An 18058-nucleotide genomic window follows, 5' to 3' on the forward strand; every position below is an offset into this window, starting at 1 on the left:
CCGAACGCCCTCCCGTCCCCACCGGAGGGCGCTCGGCTCACCGGGTCTCGAGACAGGACTTCGTCCTTCCTCGACCAACGGTGGCCCAACGCTGGTTGAGGAAGTTGCGCTAGCAACGGTCTCGAAACCCCGCCGGCCGAACGCCCTCCGTCCCCACCGGAGGGCTCTCGGCTCACCGGGTCTCGAGACAGGACTTCGTCCTTCCTCGACCAGCGGGGAGCGCGGGTCAGCGGAGGCCGTGGGTGTCGATGCTGTCGAGGACGTCGTTGGCGGTGGCACGGTCGGCGGAGCGGATCTGCACCCAGAGCAGGCGGCTGGCGGTGACCTGGACGACCCTCTCGACCGTCACGCCGCCGGGGCAGTCGGTGTGGACGACGGTGACGGCGTCACCCTGGCTGGTGGCGGCGTCGTCGCGGGGCTCGGCGTCGGAGCACTCGGGGTGCTGGGGGAGGTCGTCGGGCAGGCGGGTGCCGGGGAGCAGGCCGAGGAAGACGCCCTCGCCGTCGGCGGCGGTGTCGGTCCAGGAGCGGTCGGTGCCGACCGAGAGGCCGGGCAGCTCCTCGTCGTCGAGCTCCCAGCCGTCGCGGGACACGGCGCCGTCCCAGGCCCGCGGCACCGTCACCGACAGCACGCCGTCGGCGTCGGTGACGGTGACGTCGCCGCCGAGGTGGCGCTGGCCGAGGTAGCCGGCGACGCCCGCGGCGGCCACGAGCAGGAGCGCCGCCGCGCCCCGGGCCAGCGGCACCCGCCGGGGCGGCGGAGCTCCGGGCGCCGGAGAGGGCGCGGTGGGGAGCGCGGTGGGGTTGCCACCGGCCCGGGTGCGGTCGGGGTCGAGCGGCTGCAGCCCCCCGCCGCGGCTGCCCAGCCCATCGGCCAGCCCATCGGCCAGCGCATCGGCCAGCGCATCGGCGTACGCCGACACGTCGGGGAACCGGTCCTCGCGGTCGACCGCGAGCCCGCGCCGCACGACCGCGTCGACCGCGGCACCGTGGCTGGTGGTCAGCGACGGGGGCGTGCCGGGCTCGGCGGCGGCGGCCAGGTCAAGGTGCTGGTACGGCGCGCGGCCGGCCAGCAGGCGGAAGGTGAGCACGGCCAGGGAGTACTGGTCGGCGCGTGCGTCGAGCGGCTCGGCGCGCGCCTGCTCGGGAGCGACGTACGACGGGGTGCCGGCCACCATCGTCAGCCGCGACGAGACGTCGAGCGCCTTGCCGAGGCCCAGGTCGCCCAGCATCACCCGCACGCCGGCGCCGTCGTCGCCGTGGTCGATGGAGCGGAACAGCACGTTGGCAGGCTTGACGTCGCGGTGCAGGATCCCCTTGCCGTGCAGGGCCTTGAGCCCCGCAGCGACCTGGCCCACGACGTCGAGCGCCTCGTCGGCGGTGAGCCCCTCCACCTCGAGCCGGTCGGCGAGGGTGCCCTGGTCTGCGTAGGACATCACCAGGTAGGGGCGGCCGTCCTCGAGCTCGCCGGCGTCGTAGACCGAGACCACGTGGGGCGACTCGACCCGGCGCAGGTAGCGCCCCTCCTCGAGGAACCGCTGGCGGACGTGGTGGTCCTCGGTCCAGTTGTCGGCGAGCACCTTGACCGCCACGGGGGAGTCGAGGTGCTCGTCGTAGGCGAGCCACACCGTGGCGAAGGCGCCCGACCCGATGCGCCGCCGCACCGCGTAGCGACCGAGACGGTGGGGCATCGACACGCGCTCATCATGGCAAAGGACCCCGAGACCGGTCGGGTGCGGCTCAGGGTCGGCTCAGGGGTGCGGGCAGGGTCGAGGTGGGCGGCTTCCCCGATGTGCGCGGGCGGCCGCCGGCACGAGGGTGGTGCCCATGATCACCGTCGAGTCACTCACCAAGAAGTACGGCGGCTTCACGGCCGTCGACGACGTCAGCTTCACCGCGGCGTCCGGCCGGGTCACCGGCTTCCTCGGCCCCAACGGCGCCGGCAAGTCCACCAGCATGCGGATCATCGTGGGGCTGACCCCCGCGACCTCCGGCCACGCCACCGTCTGCGGCCGGCGCTACGCCGAGCTGCCCAACCCGGGCCTGGAGGTCGGCGTGCTGCTCGACGCCTCGGCCCAGCACGCCGGGCGCACCGGCCGCGAGATCCTCACCGTGGCCGCCCGCACCATGGGCCTCCCGGCCCGCCGGGTCGACGAGATGCTCGACCGGGTCAGCCTGACCCCCGACGAGGCGGCGCGCCGGGTGCGCGACTACTCCCTCGGCATGCGGCAGCGTCTCGGCATCGCCACCGCGCTGCTGGGCGACCCGGAGGTGCTGATCCTCGACGAGCCCGCCAACGGGCTCGACCCGGCCGGCATCCGCTGGATGCGCGACCTGCTGCGCGACTACGCCGACCAGGGCGCCACCGTGCTGCTCTCCTCCCACCTGCTGCACGAGATCGAGGTCGTCGCCGACGACCTGGTCGTGATCGGCAACGGGCGGATCGTCGCGCAGGGCACCAAGGCCGAGCTGCTGGCCGCCGCCGGAACCCTGGTCCGCAGCCCCGAGCTGCCGGCCCTGGCGACGGCGCTCACCGACGCCGGCCTGGCCGTCACCGCCACCGGCTCGGGCGGCGCCTCCGCGGCGCTGCGCGTCGACGCCGAGCCCGACGTCGTCGGCCGGGTCGCCCTCGCCGCCGGCGTACCCCTCACCGAGCTGCGCGCCGCCGACGGCGCCGGGCTGGAGGAGATGTTCCTCGAGCTCACCGCCGAGACCCAGCGCGAGACCGTCACCGAAGGAGCAGCGGCATGACCGCCACCGACCTGTCCCCCACCACCGCCGCCACCGCCGTACGGCGACCGGCCCGCCCGGCGCCCGCGCCGATCCCGTTCGCGCGGATCGTGGGGGTCGAGCTGCGCAAGTCGTTCGACACCCGCGCCGGCTTCTGGCTGCTCGCCAGCGTCGTCATCACCGCGACGCTGGCCACCGGCGCCACGATGCTGTGGGCGCCGGACTCGGCGCTCACCTACGAGGGCTTCGCCTCGGCGATCGGCTTCCCGATGGCGGTGATCCTGCCGATGGTCGCGGTGCTCTCGGTCACCAGCGAGTGGAGCCAGCGCACCGGCCTCACGACGTTCACGCTGGTGCCCAACCGGGCGCGCTCGATCGCGGCGAAGGCCGTCGTGGTGATCGGCATCAGCGTCGCCTCGATGGCGCTGGCGATGGTCATCGGTGCGATCGGCACCGTGCTCGGCTCGGCCGCGCTCGGCATCGACCCGGTGTGGGACTCCTCCGCCCAGGACCTCGCCCTCATCGTCCTCGCCCAGGTGCTGGGGATGCTCGTCGGCTTCATGCTCGGCGTCGTCATCCGCAGCTCGGCGGCGGCGATCGTGGCCTACTTCGTCTACTCCTTCGTGCTGACGGCCATCAGCGAGGCACTGGCCGCCTTCCAGGAGTGGTTCGCCGACGCCCGCCCGTGGATCGACTTCAACTACGCCCAGGGCAGCCTGTTCGAGGGGTCGCTCACCGGCACCCAGTGGGCCCAGCTCGGCGTCACCGGCGTCGTGTGGCTGGTGCTGCCGATGGCCTTCGGCCTGTGGCGGCTGATGCGCTCCGAGATCAAGTAGTCCAGGTCGCCGAGCAGTCGCAGGCAACCTTTCGGTCCGCCCCGTCGTACCACTCGGTACGGCGGGGCGGACCCGTCGGGAAGGACCGAGATGACGACGGCTGGCATGGTGGGGCTCATGGCGAGCACCGGACTCGACCCCGACGAGGTCGACGAGCTCGCGCGCGACGCCCAGGACGGCGACCGCGACGCGCTCGAGCGGCTGCTGGCCGAGGTGCGCCCGCGGGTGCTCAACGTCTGCCGCGGGGTGCTGCCCCACGGCCCGGACGCGGAGGACGCCTGCCAGGAGGCGCTGCTGAGCATCGCCACCAAGATCGGTCAGTGGCGGCGCACCGGCCGGTTCACGACCTGGCTGCACGTGGTCGCGGTCAACAGCGCGCGCACGACGTACCGCCGGATGAAGAACCAGGCCGTCCCCGCCGACCCCCAGGAGGTCGGCCCGCTCGACCGGCCCGACCCGCGCACCACCAGCGTGATCGCCGGCACCCGGCTGGACCTGCTGGAGGCGATGGAGGTGCTCGAGCGCGAGCACCCGCAGTACGTCGAGCCGCTGCTGCTGCGCGACGTCTACGGCATGGCGTACGCCGACATCGCCGCGCTGGTCGGGCTGCCGCTCGGCACGGTGAAGGCCCAGATCCACCACGGCCGCAAGCTGGTGCGGCCGCTGCTGCGGGTCAGCGGCGGCTGATCCCTGCTGCCCGGGGACTCCTGCCCCGGCCACTCTGCTCTGCGCGGAATCCCTTGCCCTCGCCGGCCGGTGACCGCGACGGTGGGCGCATGCGCATCCTGGTGCTCGGCGGCACGGTCTTCCTGTCCCGCGAGGTGGCTGCCGAGGCGGTGCGCCGCGGCCACGAGGTGGTGTGCGCCAGCCGGGGTCGCTCGGGGCGGGTGCCCGACGGGGCGCGACCGGTGACCTGGGACCGCGAGCAGGACGTGCCCGACGAGCTGGCCGCGATCGCCTTCGACGCGGTCGTGGACGTCGCGCGGCACCCTGGCCAGGTGGCCCGCGCGGTGGCGGCGTTCCCGACCGCGCACTGGGTGTTCGTCTCGACCGTCAACGTCTACGCCGACGACGCCACCCCCGGCGGGCGGCCCGGCACGCTGCCCCTGCGCGAGGCCCGGCGCGAGGACGTCGACCTCGCGGTCGAGCCCGAGGCCTACGGCCCGATGAAGGTCGCCTGCGAGGAGGTGGTGCGCGAGGGCGCCGCCTCGGCGATGGTGCTGCGACCCGGGCTGATCGTCGGGCCGGGCGACCCCAGCGGCCGGTTCGCGTACTGGCCGCGACGGCTCGCCGCCGGCGGCGAGGTGCTGGCCCCGGGCGACCCCGCCGACGTGGTGCAGGTCGTCGACGTCCGCGACCTGGCGGCGTGGGCGGTCACCGCGTGCGAGGAGCGGCTGGCCGGGGACTTCGACGGGGTCGGGCTCGCGATGCCGATCCGGGAGCTGCTCGAGGAGGCCGCCGCGGGCGTCCCGGCCGAGGTGGCGTGGACCTGGGTCGACCAGGAGTTCCTCGCCGAGCACGAGGTGCAGCCGTGGGCCGGCCCCGACTCGCTGCCGCTGTGGCTGCCCCGCCCGGCGTACGACGGCATGTGCGCCCACGACGCGCTGCCCTCGATCGAGGCCGGGCTGGCGCTGCGCCCGATCGCGGAGACCGCGCGCGACACCCTGGCCTGGCTCGAGGCCGACCCGGACGCGCCCGTGGGCGGGATCGGCCTCGAGCGCGAGCGGTCGCTGCTCGAGGCGTGGGGGTCGCGCGCGACCTGAGGTCTGCCGGCCCGGCCGATGCGGTAGAACACGTTCCATGTCTGATCCGGCGAACCGCACCTACGTCGTCTCCGGGGGCGCCTCCGGCATCGGCGCGGCCACGGCCGCCCTGCTCCGCGACGGCGGGGGTCGGGTGGTCACCGTCGACCTGCGCGACGCCGACGTGGTCGCCGACCTCGCGACCGAGGCCGGCCGGGCCGAGGCGGTCGCCGGGGTGGGCGCGCTGACCGACGTCGTGCACGGCCTGGTACCGGCGGCCGGCATCGCCGGGCTGAGCGGCGTCGACCCCCAGCTGGTGGCGTCGGTGAACTTCTTCGGCGCGGTGGCGCTGGTGCGCGGTCTGCGGGCGGAGCTGGTCGCGGCCGGGCGCTCGGCGGTCTGCTTCCTGGCGTCCAACTCCACGACCTGCCAGCCCGGCTGGCCGGCCACCCTGGCCGACACCCTGCTGACCGAGGACGAGTCCGCCGCGCGGGAGGCCGCCGCGGCGTACCAGGCGGTGGAGGTCTACCCCGCCTCCAAGGCCGCGCTCGCGTGGTGGGCCCGCACCCAGGGGGTCGCCGAGGAGTGGATCGGCGCCGGCGTGCGGATGAACGCCGTCGCGCCCGGCAAGATCGCCACCCCGATGACCGAGCGGCTGGCCGCCGACCCCGTCTTCGGCCCGCTGTCGGAGGGCTACCCCACCGCCCTCACCCGCGACGGCCGGCCCGAGGAGATCGCGGCCGCGATCGGGTTCCTGCTCTCCGACGCCGCCTCGCTCGTGGTCGGGTCGGTGCTGACCGTCGACGGCGGCACCGACGCGATCCTGCACCCGCGGGCTCCGCAGCCGTGGGTGCTGTGAGGGCTGGCTCGGGCGGGTCGGGCGGGGGTGGTTTCCCCGGTGAACCGGGGAAACCCGCACCTGTCGGCCAGAACTCTGGCCGGGAAGTCGAGGTTCTGGCCGAGAAGTCGGGGCGGCTCGGAATCCCCGGTCGACCGGGGATTCGCCATGTTGTCGGGCCTGGCAATGCCCGACAACACCGAGAACCACCCGACAACATCGGACCGGACGGCCGTTGGGGCGACCGGCTAGCGTGAGGCATGCCCCGAGGAGCCCTGCGCCGCCTCGGGACCGCCCTCGGGGTGCTGGCCCTGGCGGGGATCGCGACCACCGCCGGCCCGATCGCGGCGGCCGCCGACGAGGACGACGGCGAGGATCGTCGCGACGGGGTCGAGGTCGTCGAACGGCGGGTCGCGGTCGGCCCGGAGGCCGACGGCACCCCGGTCGAGCTCGACACCTCCCTCTACACCCCCGCCGGCGACGGCCCGCACCCGGCGGTGCTGCTGACCCACGGCTTCGGCGGGAGCAAGGCCGACCTCGCCCCCCAGGCCCGCGAGCTCGCGGAGTCGGGCTACGTCGCGCTCACCTACAGCGCCCGCGGCTTCGGCGACTCCGACGGGCGCGTCCACGTCGCCGACCCGGGGTACGAGGGTCGCGACGTCACGGCCCTGCTCGACCTCCTCGCCGACGACGACGCGGTGCGGCAGGACGCCGACGGCGACCCACGGGTCGCGGCCGTCGGCGGCTCCTACGGCGGTGCGCTCTCGCTCATCGGGGCCGCGCTAGACCGTCGCATCGACACCGTCGTCGCGCTGATCACTTGGCACGACCTCGCCGACGCGTTCTTCCCCCAGCACGCGGTGGCCGGGCCGCCCGCCGACGGCGACTCCCCCGCCGACCTGCCGGTCGTTCGGGACGGGGAGCCGGTGCCCGGCCCGTTCAAGCAGCTGTGGGCCTCGCGCTTCTTCGTCGGCGCGGCCGGCGGCGACCTCGGCCCGGGCACCGACCCGGTCTGCGGCCGGTTCGACCGCGAGGTGTGCCGGCTGTTCCTCGACGTCGCCGACACCGGCCGGCCGAGCCCGGCGCTGCTCCGCCTGCTCCGCGCCCACAGCCCCGCACCCCTGCTCGACGACGTGCGGGTGCCGACCTACCTGGTGCAGGGCCAGGCCGACTCGCTCTTCGGCCTCGACCAGTCCGACGCCACCGCCCGCGAGCTGGCCGCACGGGGCACGCCGGTCGCCGTCCGCTGGTTCACCGGCGGCCACGACGCCGCGGTCGACCCCACCGCGGCCGACGACGACACCCTCGCCACCTGGCTCGACCACTACCTCGGAGCCGACGACCCCGCCGCGGTCGGCCTGCCGGTGCCGGCGTTCAGCTTCGAGGAGCCCCGCGACGGCCGCGCCGACCTGCGGGTCTCGGAGGCAGACGACTACGCCGCCAGCTGGTCGGCGCCGCTGCCCCTGCGCGGCGGCGGCCAGGTCGTGCTCAACCCCCTCGGCGGGCAACCCGGCTCGCTCACCCTCGTGCCCAGCCAGGACGGCGTGACCGACGAGTTCGACGGCTTCGTCTCCACCTACCCCCTCGCGGCGCTCCCCGGCCAGTCGGCGGCGTTCGACACCGACGAGCTCGACGACGGGCGGACCGTCGTCGGCAGCCCGCGGGTCCGGCTCACCGTCACCTCGACCGCGCGCGAGGCCACGCTGTTCCTCTCGCTGTGGGAGGTCAACGGCGACCGGGTGACCCTGCCGCGCCAGCTGGTCGCGCCGGTCACGGTGCCGACCACGCCGGGCCGCGCCGCCACCGTCGACGTCGCGCTGCCGGCCGGCACCTGGCGGGTCGAGCCCGGCAGCAGCCTGCGGGTGCTGGTCACCAGCACCGACCAGACCTACGCCGGGCCGCGGCAGGCCCGCGCCGACCGGGTGCGGGTCGACGACCTGCGGCTGCCCGCCGTGGTCGCGCGCTCGGTGGCCGGCACCGGCGACGGCGGCCTCGACCGGCAGACCACGGGCGTGCTCGCGGCCCTGGGCGCGGTGCTGCTCGCTGCACTGGTGCTGGCCCTGCTCCGCCGCCGGGGCGCCCGCCACGCCGATCCCGACCCCGACCCCCACCCCGCACCCGGCCCCGGTGGCGCGCCCGGAGCCGGCGCCGACGTACCCCTCGTCGTCTCCGGTCTGGTCAAGACCTACGCCGACGGCCACCGCGCCGTCGACGACGTCTCGTGGGAGGCCCGTCGCGGCCAGGTCGTCGGCCTGCTCGGGCCCAACGGCGCCGGCAAGACCACCACGCTGCGGATGGTGCTGGGGCTGATCGCCCCCGACATCGGTGAGGCGCGGGTGCTCGGCCGGCGGGTCACCCCCGGGGCGGCCGTCCTGGCCCGGGTCGGCGCGCTGGTCGAGGGTCCGGGCTTCCTGCCCCACCTCAGCGGGCGGCAGAACCTCGAGGCGTTCTGGGCCGCCACCGGCCGCGACCCGGCCGAGGCCGGCTACGACGACGTCCTCGAGGTCGCCGCGCTCGGCGGCGCCATCGACCGCCCGGTGCGCACCTACAGCCAGGGAATGCGCCAGCGGCTCGGCATCGCCCAGGCCATGCTCGGCCGGCCCGAGGTGCTCGTGCTCGACGAGCCCACCAACGGTCTCGACCCGCCCCAGATCGCCGGGCTGCGGCCGATCCTCCAGCGGTACGCCGACACCGGCCGCACGGTGGTCGTCTCCAGCCACCTGCTCTCGGAGGTCGAGCTGACCTGCAGCCACGTGGTGGTCATGCACGCCGGCCGGGTGGTCACCACCGGACCCGTCTCGGACCTGGTCGACAGCGCCGACACCACCGTGCTCACCCTGGCCGCCGGTGCCGACCCCGAGCCGCCCGCCGCCGCGCTGCGCGCCGTCGCGGGCGTCGACGAGGTCGAGGTGGTGGCCGACCCGGCCGAGCCCCGGCTGGTCGTCACCGCCGGCCTGCCGCGCCCCGACGTCGTGCGCGCGGCCGCGGCGACCGGCGCCGACGTGGTCGGCGTGAGCAGCCGTCGCCACCTCGAGGAGGTCTTCCTCGGCGTGATCGCCGCCGCCTCCGGCGACCGCGCCGACTCCCCCGCCGACCTGAGGCAGGTGCGCGCCCGGTGACCGCGACCCGCAGACCCCTGCCCTGGCGCGCCGAGCTCGGCCGCCAGACGCGGCGCCGCCGCACGCTGTCGTCGTTCGTGCTGCTGCTCGCGCTGCCGCTCGTCGTCGTCGGCGCCTTCGCGATCGGCGGCGCGGAGGTCGACGGCGACGGCACGCTGGTCGACCTGGCCACCGGGGGTGCCGCGAACTTCGCGGTGTTCACCACCGCGGTGTCGGCGTCGTTCCTGCTGGTGGTGCTGGCTGCGCTCTTCGTCGGCGACTCGCTACCGGCCGAGGCGTCGTGGTCGACGCTGCGCTACCTGCTGGTCGCGCCGGTGCCCCGCACCCGGCTGCTGGCCAGCAAGCTCGTCGTCGGCCTGGCCACGGTCGCCGTCGCAGTCGTGCTGCTGGTGGCGTGGTCGGTGGTGGTGGGCGGCATCGCCTACGGCTGGGCCGGCTTCACCAACCCCACCGGCGGCTCGCTGGAGTGGGGCACGTTCGCCGGCCGGCTGGCCCTGGCGGCGGCGTACCTCGTGCTCACGCTGGTGCAGGTCGGCGCGATCGCGTTCTGCCTCGGCACCCGCACCGACGCCCCGCTCGCGGCCGTCGGCGGCGCGGTGATGGTCACGATCGTCACCGCGATCCTGGGCCAGATCGACGACCTCGGGTCGCTGCGCAACGCGCTGCCGATGTACTGGGCCGACACCTGGTTCGAGCTGCTGCGTCCCACCGTCGACTGGACGCCGATCGGGCACGGCGTCGCCTGGTCGCTCCTGCACACCGCGGTCTTCACCGTGCTCGGCTTCGAGCTGTTCCGCCGCAAGGACGTGCTGAGCTGAGCCGCCCGACGGGGGTAGTCACGGACGTCCGGCAGGCCGGAACCGGCCCGGGACCTGCCGATCGTCCGTGACTACCGCGCCCCGGCCGCTCGGGACAGGGCGGCTCGGCGCAGGGCGGCTCAGAAGAGCAGCGCCGAGGCGGGGTCCTCCAGGATGCCCGCGACGTCGGCGAGGAAGCGCGAGCCCTTCTCGCCGTCGATGTGCCGGTGGTCGAAGCTCAGCGCCAGCGTCGTGACGTGGCGGACCTCGATCCGGTCCTCGCCGCCCTCGGTCACCACCCACGGCTGCTTGCGGATCGCGCCGAAGCACAGGATCGCCGACTCGCCCGGGTTGATGATCGGGGTGCCGGCGTCGACGCCGAAGACGCCCACGTTCGTGATCGTGAACGTCCCACCCGCCATCTCGGCCGGCTGGGTGCGTCCCTCGCGGGCGGTCGCGGTCAGCTCCTGCAGGGCCTGCGCGAGCTCCGCGAGCCCGAGGTCCTGGGCCCCCTTGACGTTGGGCACCACCAGCCCGCGCGGGGTGGCGGCGGCGATGCCGAGGTTGACGTGGTGCTTGACCACGACCTCCTGGGCCGCCTCGTCCCACCACGAGTTGATCTCGGGCGTACGTCGGATCGCCAGCACCGCGGCCCGGGCCAGCACCAGCAGCGGCGAGACCTTGACGTCGCGCAGCTCGCGCCGGGTGCGCAGCCGCTCGACCAGCTCGACGGTGCGGGTGGCGTCGACGGTGACCCACTCGGTGACGTGGGGCGCGGTGAAGGCCGAGTCGACCATCGCGCCGGCCATCATCTTCAGCACGCCCTTGACCGGCACCCGGGTCTCGGCCTCGGCACCCCCGGCGCGGGCCGGTGCCGGCGACGGGGTGGTGGCGCTGGCGGTCGCGCCCGCCGCGGCGCGCTCGACGTCCTCGCGGGTGATCGTGTCGTGCGGGCCGGTGGGGGTGCACGACGCCAGGTCGACGCCGAGCTCGCGGGCCAGCTTGCGCACCGGCGGCTTGGCCAGCACGACCTCGGAGACGGGCTCGTCGACCACTCGGGCGGCCACGGCGGGCACGGCGGGCTCGTCCTGCTCGACCACCGGCTGCGACTGCGCGCCGCCGGGGGCGAACGCGCCCTGCACCTGCATCTGGGTCGCGGCGGCCGCCTCGGTGGGCGGCGAGGCCGAGCCGCGGCGCGGACGGCGGACGGGGCCGCGGTCGGCCTTGATCCGGCCCACCAGCGACTCCCCCTCCTGCGAGCCGCTCGCGGCGGGGTTGGACAGGTCGATCGCCAGCTCCGCTGCGTCCGCCACCGGGGCCGGCTCGGCGGCCTCGGCGGCGGCCGCGGGCTCGCCGATCGCGATGATCGGGGTGCCGACCTGCACGGTGTCGCCCTCGGCCACCAGCAGCGCGGTGACCCGGCCGGCGTACGGCGACGGCAGCTCGACCAGCGACTTGGCGGTCTCGATCTCGACGACGATCTCGTTGATCTCCACGACGTCGCCGACCTTGACCTTCCAGGCCACGATCTCGGCCTCGACCAGGCCCTCGCCGACGTCGGGCAGGAGGTACTCAGGCATCCGGTTTCCCCTTCCTCAGAACGCGATCGAGCGGTCGACGGCGTCGAGCACCCGGTCGAGGTCGGGGAGGAAGTCCTCCTCGATCCGGGCCGGCGGGTACGGCGTGTCGAAGCCGCCCACGCGCAGCACGGGCGCCTCCAGCGAGTAGAAGCACTGCTCGGTGACCCGGGCGGCGAGCTCGGCGCCCATGCCGAGGTTGACGTGCGCCTCGTGGACGACCACGGCGCGGCCGGTGCGGCGCACCGAGTCGAGCACCGGACCCATGTCGAGCGGGGAGAGGGTGCGCAGGTCGATGACCTCGAGCGAGCGGCCCTCGTTGGCCGCCGCCTCGGCCGCGCGCAGGCAGGTCTTCACGGTGGGGCCGTAGCCGAGCAGCGTGACGTCCTGCCCGGGGCGCACGATCCGTGAGGTGAACAGCGGCTCCGGCGCGACCGACTCGTCGAGCTCGGCCTTGTCGGCGTGGTACTGCCGCTTGGGCTCGAGGAAGATCACCGGGTCGGGGTGCTCGATCGCCTGCTGGATCATCCAGTAGCCGTCGACGGGGTTCGAGCAGGCGACGACCTTGAGGCCCGGGGTGTGCGCGAACTGCGCCTCCGGCGACTCGCTGTGGTGCTCGACGGCGCCGATGCCGCCGCCGAACGGGATCCGGATCACCATCGGCAGCCGGTAGCGACCCTGGCTGCGGTAGTGCATCTTCGCGACCTGGCACACGATCTGGTCGTACGCCGGGTAGACGAACCCGTCGAACTGGATCTCCACCACCGGTCGGTAGCCGCGCAGCGCCAGGCCGATCGCGGTGCCGACGATGCCCGACTCGGCCAGCGGGCTGTCGATCACCCGGTCCTCTCCGAAGTCCTTCTGCAGCCCGTCGGTGATCCGGAAGACGCCGCCGAGCTTGCCGACGTCCTCGCCCATGACGAGGACCTTGTCGTCGTCCTCCATCGCCTTGCGCAGCCCGGCGTTCAGCCCCTTGGCCAGGGTGATCCTCGACATCAGCGGGCCCCCTCGAAGGTGTCGAGGTACGCCGCGTACTCGTCGCGCTGGGTCAGCAGCTCGGGTGGCATGTCGGCGTAGACCTTCTCGAAGATCCGCATCGGGTCGGGGTCGGGCATCGCCTTGCAGCCCTCGCGCAGCCGCGCGCCGAGGTCGTCGGCCTCGGCCTCGACCTGCGCGAACCAGTCGGCGTCGGCCCAGCCGTTGCGCTTGAGGTAGACCTCCAGCCGGGCGATCGGGTCGCGCAGCTTCCAGGTCTCGACGTCGGTGGAGAGCCGGTAGCGGGTGGGGTCGTCGGTGGTGGTGTGGGCGCCCATCCGGTAGGTGTAGGCCTCCACGAACGTCGGGCCCTGGCCCTCGCGGGCGCGCTGGAGCGCCGCCTGGGTGACGGCGTACGTCGCGAGCACGTCGTTGCCGTCGACCCGGATGCCGGGGAAGCCGAAGCCGAGCGCCCGCTGGTAGAGCGGGATCCGACTCTGCCGCTCGATCGGCTCCGAGATCGCCCACTGGTTGTTCTGGCAGAAGAACACGACCGGGGCGTTGTAGGACGCGGCGAAGACGAACGACTCGTTGACGTCGCCCTGGCTGGAGGCGCCGTCGCCGAAGTGGGCGACCACGGCGGCGTCGCGACCGGCCTCGCCGGTGCCGACCACGCCGTCGCGCTGCATGCCCATCGCGTAGCCGACCGCGTGGAGGGTCTGGGCACCGATCACGATCGTGTAGAGCCCGAAGTTGAACTCGGCGGGGTCCCAGTCGCCGTGGGAGACGCCGCGGAACAGGCCGAGGAGCTTGAGCGGGTCGACGCCGCGGCACCAGGCGACGCCGTGCTCGCGGTAGGTCGGGAAGACGAAGTCCTGCGGCTCGACCGCACGGCCGATGCCGATCTGGGCGGCCTCCTGGCCGAGCAGCTGCGCCCAGATGCCGAGCTCGCCGTGGCGCTGGAGGGCCGTGGCCTCGATGTCGATCCGGCGGGTCAGCACCATGTCGCGGTGGAAGCCGCGCAGCTGCTCCTCGGAGAAGTCGATGTCGAGGTCGGGGTGGTGGACCCGCTCGCCCTCGGGGGTCAGCAGCTGGATCAGCTCCGGCCCGCCGTCACTCTGGCTGGGGCCGAAGACCTCGACGAGGTCGGGGCCGAAGTCGGCGGACCCGGGGGATGACGCAGTCACGTTGGCTCCTTGTCTCAGCGCGGCAGGGGCGGGATCTCCGCTTGCCGGTGCTGCCCCGGGGCGGACACGCCAGGGGTGCGGCGAGCCTGTGACCCGGGACACAGTCGGACGCAGGAAACCGTACCCGCGGCGTCGCCGGGCCGCGAATGTTGGACGTCCAACTCTGGTAGACCGGTCTGCTCCCGGGGCCGGTCCAGGCGCCGGGCCGGACGAGGAGCGACGCGTCAGGTCGCCATGAACAGGATCATCTCGCGGTCGTAGGTGCGGCCCTCGTGCTCCGCGGTCAGGTGGGCGTTGGCCTTCTCGACCAGGTCGTCCTCGTCCTGACCCTTGATCACCTCGCCGCAGGGGCAGGTCAGTCGGGTCTTCATGGGGGGAGTCTAGGCTCGCCGGAGTGGGTCGACTACGGGCGATGGTCGCGGACACCCGACCGCTCCGCGACCCCCACTTCCGCCGGCTCTGGACCGCCAACGTCGTCACGGTCGTGGGCGCCCAGCTCACCGTGGTCGCCGTGCCGGCGCAGATCTACGCCGACACCGGGTCCTCGGCGTACGTCGGGCTCACCGGCGTGTTCGGCCTGGTGCCGCTGGTGGTCTTCGGCCTCTACGGCGGCGCGTTGGCCGACGTCTTCGACCGGCGCACCATCCTCGTCTGCACCACGGTCGGGCTGATCGCGACCAGCGCGCTGTTCTGGCTCCAGGCGCTCGCCGGCAGCACCGACGTCTGGCTGCTGCTGTCGTTGTTCGCGGTGCAGCAGGCGTTCTTCGCGGTCAACCAGCCCACCCGCAGCGCGGTGCTGCCCAAGCTGCTCCCGAGCGACCTGCTGCCCGCCGCGAACTCGCTGAACATGACGGTGATGCAGGCTGGCGCGATCGCGGGCCCGCTGGTGGCCGGCGTGCTGATCCCGGTGCTGGGCTTCGAGTGGCTCTACCTGCTCGACACGCTGAGCCTGTTCGCGACGCTCTCGGCGGTCGTGCGGCTGCCCGCGCTGCCGGTGGTCGACGGTGTCGTCGGCGCACCCGGCCTCGGCGCGGTGATCGACGGGTTCACCTACCTCCGGGGCCAGCCGGTGCTGCTGATGTCGTTCGTGGTCGACATCGTCGCGATGGTCTTCGGCATGCCTCGGGCGCTGTTCCCCGAGATCGCGCACGTCGACTTCCGCGGCCCCGACGAGGGTGGGCTGGTGTTCGCCCTGCTGTTCGCCGCGATCCCGGCCGGGGCGGTGATCGGCGGCATCTTCTCCGGCTGGGTCTCGCGGGTCGAGGCGCAGGGCCGGGCAGTGCTCGTCTGCATCGTCGTGTGGGGCCTGGCGATGGCGGGCTTCGGCGTCGCGGTGGGGCTGGCCGACCACTGGCGCACCGCGATGCTCGTCGTCGCCCTGCTGATGCTGGTGGTGGGTGGCGCCGCCGACATGGCCTCGGCGGCGTTCCGCACCTCGATGCTGCAGTCGGCGGCCGACGACGCGGTGCGCGGCCGGCTCCAGGGTGTCTTCATCGTCGTGGTCGCCGGCGGCCCCCGGGTCGCCGACACCCTCCACGGCGCCACCGCCGCCGCCGTCGGCACCGCCGCTGCCGCCGCGGGCGGCGGCGTCCTGGTGGTGGTCGGCATCGTGGCCTGCGCGCTGCTGGTGCCGTCGTTCGTGCGCTACCGGGTGACCCTCGCGCGGTAGTCCGTGACGTTTGGGCCCCTCCGCGGCCCGGACCGGGTGCGAAACGTCACGGACTACCGCGCCCCTGCGCCCACCTAAGGCCCACCTACGATGAGGCGGTGATCGACCCCGACGACCTGGCCGCGACGCTGCGGGTGCTGGGCCGGCTGCACGAGGTGCCCGAGGACCACCCCGACCACGTCACGGTCAAGCGGGCGGCCTCGCACATGTACAAGACGCTCAAGCGCGAACGGCGGGCGGCCAAGCGGGCCGCCGAGCTGGCGGCCGACCGGGCGGTGACGGAGCGGACGGCGACCGGGTCGGCGCTGCGCATCGACGACGAGACCCTCGGGATCCCGCTGGTCTCCACCGCCGAGGGCGCCTTCGCCGGCGAGCTGATCAACCCGCGCGGCTGCTACATCTGCAAGAACGACTACACGCTCGTCGACGCGTTCTACCACTGGCTGTGCCCCACCTGCGCCGCGATGTCGCACGCCAAGCGCGACCAGCGCACCGACCTCACCGGGCGCCGCGCGCTGCTCACCGGCGGCCGCGCCAAGATCGGCATGTACATCGCGCTGCGCCTGCTGCGCGACGGCGCCCACCTCACGATCACCACCCGGTTCCCCCACGACGCCGTACGCCGGTTCGCCGCGCTCCCCGACGCCGCGGAGTGGACCTCCCGGCTCAAGGTGGTCGGCATCGACCTGCGCGACCCCACCCAGGTGCTCTCGCTCGCCGACGACGTCGCAGCGGTCGGCCCCCTCGACGTGCTCGTCAACAACGCCTGCCAGACCGTGCGCCGCAGCCCCGGCGCCTACGCCCCGCTCGTGGAGGCCGAGCGCGAGCCGTTGCCCGAGGGTGTGCCGCTGCCCGAGCTCGTGTCGTTCGACGGCATCAGCGAGGCCCACCCCGCCGCGATCACCGGTGCCCTGGAGTCGGTGCCGGTGGCCCACCACGACGGGGAGTGGCCGGCCGCCGCGGCCGCCGCCCACTCCGCGGCGTCGATCACCGCGCTGGCGCTGCGCGCCGGCAGCGCCTCCCTCGACGCCCACCTCGCCGGCACCGCCGTCGACGCGGGGGGGCTGCTGCCGGACCTGCAGCCGGAGAACTCCTGGACCCAGACCGTCGGCGAGGTCGACCCGCTGGAGCTGCTCGAGGTCCAGCTCTGCAACGCGGTCGCGCCGTTCCTGCTGGTCTCGCGGCTGCGGCCGGCGCTGGCGGCGGGCGCCCGGCGGGCGGCGTCGGGACGGGCCCACGTCGTCAACGTCTCGGCGATGGAGGGCCAGTTCTCCCGCCGCTACAAGGGTCCCGGTCATCCGCACACCAACATGGCCAAGGCCGCGCTGAACATGATGACCCGCACCTCGGCCGGCGAGATGTGGGAGACCGACCGGATCCTGATGAACGCCGTCGACACCGGCTGGATCACCGACGAGCGCCCCCACCAGGACAAGCTGCGGATCGCGGCCGAGGGCTGGCACGCGCCGCTCGACCTGGTCGACGGCGCCGCCCGCGTCTACGACCCGGTGGTGCGCGGCGAGGCGGGCGAGGACCTGCACGGGCACTTCCTCAAGGACTACGAGCCCAGCCCCTGGTAGGTGGCGGGACGGGCCTTGACCTCAATCTCGGTTGAGGTCCTACGTTCGCCGGCATGACGACGAACACCATCTCCACCTCGGCGACCTCCACCCCGACGACCACAGCCCCCGCGGCCGTCACCGTCCTGGGTCTCGGCGCGATGGGGTCCGCCATCGCCCGCACCCTCCTCGGCGCCGGGCACCGTGTGACCGTCTGGAACCGCACCGCGAGCCGGGGCGAGCCGCTGCGCGCCGCGGGCGCCGCCGCCGCCCCGACGGCGCGGGAGGCGGTGGGCGCCAGTCCGCTCGTGGTGGTGTGCCTGCTCGACACGCCGGCGGTCGACGCGGTGCTCGCCGGCGTCGGGGACGCGGTCGCGGGCCGGGCGCTGGTGAACTTCACCAGCGGCTCCCCCGACCAGGCCCGGCGGCTCGAGCGGTGGGCGGCCGAGCACGGCGCGGCGTACCTCGACGGCGGGGTCATGGCCGACCCCCCGGACCTCGGCACCGAGCACGCCCACCTCTCCCTCAGCGGCTCCCGGACGGTGTTCGAGGGGCACGAGCCCACGCTGCGTGCGCTGGGCGCCACCACCTACTACGGCGAGGACGCCGGGCTGGCCTCGCTCGAGCTGATGGCCCAGGTGGGGGTCGCCTACGAGCTGCTGATCGGGCTGCTGCACACGCTCCGGCTGGTGCGCGACGAGGGCGCCGACGTGGCGCGGTTCGCGGACCGGGTCGCGGACGCGCTCTCCGCGAGCTATCCGCCGCTGATCCGTGCGATCGGCACCGCGGTGCGCGACGGGGTGTACCCGCCGGACCTGGGCCCGTTGTCGGTGCAGGCCGCGCTCATGGACGACCTGGTCGAGCACCGCCGGTCGCTGGGGGTCGACACGACCCGGATGGCGGAGGTGAAGCGGCGGATGGACGAGCGGATCGCCGCCGGCCACGGCGACCAGGGCTTCTCGAGCCTGTTCGCCACGATCGCCCGGGCGACGGGCTAGGACGGGCTAGGACGGGCTAGGACGGGCTAGGA

15 protein-coding genes are annotated in these 18058 nt (G+C 74.5%); 10 read left to right on the plus strand and 5 right to left on the minus strand.

Features of this window, described 5'->3' with window-relative positions:
• Positions 1 to 226 precede the first annotated feature (226 nt).
• Entirely contained in the window at positions 227 to 1690 is a 1464-nt protein-coding gene (locus tag JT721_RS09685) for a serine/threonine-protein kinase (RefSeq protein WP_240340485.1), read from the minus strand.
• A gap of 136 nt (positions 1691 to 1826) precedes the next feature.
• On the opposite strand from JT721_RS09685, the gene JT721_RS09690 reads away from it, so the two are divergent.
• The 7 genes from JT721_RS09690 (at position 1827) to JT721_RS09720 (ending at position 10082) form a co-directional block, all read left to right on the plus strand.
• On the plus strand, positions 1827 to 2750 hold the full coding sequence (locus JT721_RS09690; RefSeq protein ID WP_205472868.1) for an ABC transporter ATP-binding protein: 924 nt from the start codon (positions 1827 to 1829) through the stop codon (positions 2748 to 2750).
• Positions 2747 to 3565, plus strand: a complete 819-nt coding sequence (locus tag JT721_RS09695; RefSeq protein ID WP_205472871.1) for an ABC transporter permease — start codon at positions 2747 to 2749, stop codon at positions 3563 to 3565. The genes JT721_RS09690 and JT721_RS09695 overlap by 4 nt, the downstream gene beginning before the upstream one ends.
• Positions 3566 to 3682: 117 nt before the next feature.
• Positions 3683 to 4252, plus strand: a complete 570-nt coding sequence (locus JT721_RS09700; RefSeq protein WP_205472874.1) for an RNA polymerase sigma factor — start codon at positions 3683 to 3685, stop codon at positions 4250 to 4252.
• Between the two features lie 89 nt (positions 4253 to 4341).
• Entirely contained in the window at positions 4342 to 5328 is a 987-nt protein-coding gene (locus JT721_RS09705; RefSeq protein WP_205472877.1) for an NAD-dependent epimerase/dehydratase family protein, read from the plus strand.
• A gap of 37 nt (positions 5329 to 5365) precedes the next feature.
• Entirely contained in the window at positions 5366 to 6166 is an 801-nt protein-coding gene (locus JT721_RS09710) for an SDR family oxidoreductase (RefSeq protein ID WP_205472879.1), read from the plus strand.
• 239 nt (positions 6167 to 6405) lie between these two features.
• Positions 6406 to 9264, plus strand: a complete 2859-nt coding sequence (locus tag JT721_RS09715) for an alpha/beta fold hydrolase (protein ID WP_205472881.1) — start codon at positions 6406 to 6408, stop codon at positions 9262 to 9264.
• Entirely contained in the window at positions 9261 to 10082 is an 822-nt protein-coding gene (locus tag JT721_RS09720; protein ID WP_205472882.1) for an ABC transporter permease subunit, read from the plus strand. The genes JT721_RS09715 and JT721_RS09720 overlap by 4 nt, the downstream gene beginning before the upstream one ends.
• A gap of 119 nt (positions 10083 to 10201) precedes the next feature.
• On the opposite strand, the gene JT721_RS09725 is transcribed toward JT721_RS09720, so the two are convergent.
• The 4 genes from JT721_RS09725 to JT721_RS09740 all read right to left on the minus strand — a co-directional run bounded on the left by JT721_RS09725 (position 10202) and on the right by JT721_RS09740 (position 14171).
• Entirely contained in the window at positions 10202 to 11641 is a 1440-nt protein-coding gene (locus JT721_RS09725; protein WP_205472883.1) for a dihydrolipoamide acetyltransferase family protein, read from the minus strand.
• Between the two features lie 15 nt (positions 11642 to 11656).
• Positions 11657 to 12634 carry an alpha-ketoacid dehydrogenase subunit beta gene (locus JT721_RS09730; RefSeq protein WP_205472884.1) on the minus strand — a complete coding sequence of 326 codons (978 nt, stop codon included), beginning with the start codon at positions 12632 to 12634 and terminating at the stop codon, positions 11657 to 11659.
• Positions 12634 to 13800, minus strand: coding sequence for a pyruvate dehydrogenase (acetyl-transferring) E1 component subunit alpha (gene pdhA, locus JT721_RS09735; protein WP_205472885.1), 1167 nt, complete (start codon positions 13798 to 13800; stop codon positions 12634 to 12636). The genes JT721_RS09730 and pdhA overlap by 1 nt, the downstream gene beginning before the upstream one ends.
• Before the next feature lie 224 nt (positions 13801 to 14024).
• The gene (locus JT721_RS09740; protein WP_205472886.1) at positions 14025 to 14171 is read right to left on the minus strand and encodes a DUF1059 domain-containing protein; all 147 of its coding nucleotides are present in this window, start codon (positions 14169 to 14171) and stop codon (positions 14025 to 14027) included.
• A gap of 41 nt (positions 14172 to 14212) precedes the next feature.
• Between JT721_RS09740 and JT721_RS09745 the strand changes: the two genes are divergently transcribed.
• The 3 genes from JT721_RS09745 (at position 14213) to JT721_RS09755 (ending at position 18026) form a co-directional block, all read left to right on the plus strand.
• A complete protein-coding gene (locus JT721_RS09745; RefSeq protein ID WP_240340420.1) occupies positions 14213 to 15469 on the plus strand; it encodes an MFS transporter in 1257 nt (418 codons plus the stop codon).
• A 98-nt stretch (positions 15470 to 15567) separates the two neighbouring features.
• Entirely contained in the window at positions 15568 to 17049 is a 1482-nt protein-coding gene (locus JT721_RS09750) for an SDR family NAD(P)-dependent oxidoreductase (protein ID WP_205472889.1), read from the plus strand.
• Between the two features lie 53 nt (positions 17050 to 17102).
• Positions 17103 to 18026 carry an NAD(P)-dependent oxidoreductase gene (locus JT721_RS09755; RefSeq protein ID WP_205472892.1) on the plus strand — a complete coding sequence of 308 codons (924 nt, stop codon included), beginning with the start codon at positions 17103 to 17105 and terminating at the stop codon, positions 18024 to 18026.
• The last annotated feature ends 32 nt before the right edge of the window (positions 18027 to 18058 follow it).

This window comes from Nocardioides sp. SYSU D00038, from assembly GCF_016924665.1.
Taxonomy (GTDB): Bacteria; Actinomycetota; Actinomycetes; order Propionibacteriales; family Nocardioidaceae; genus Nocardioides.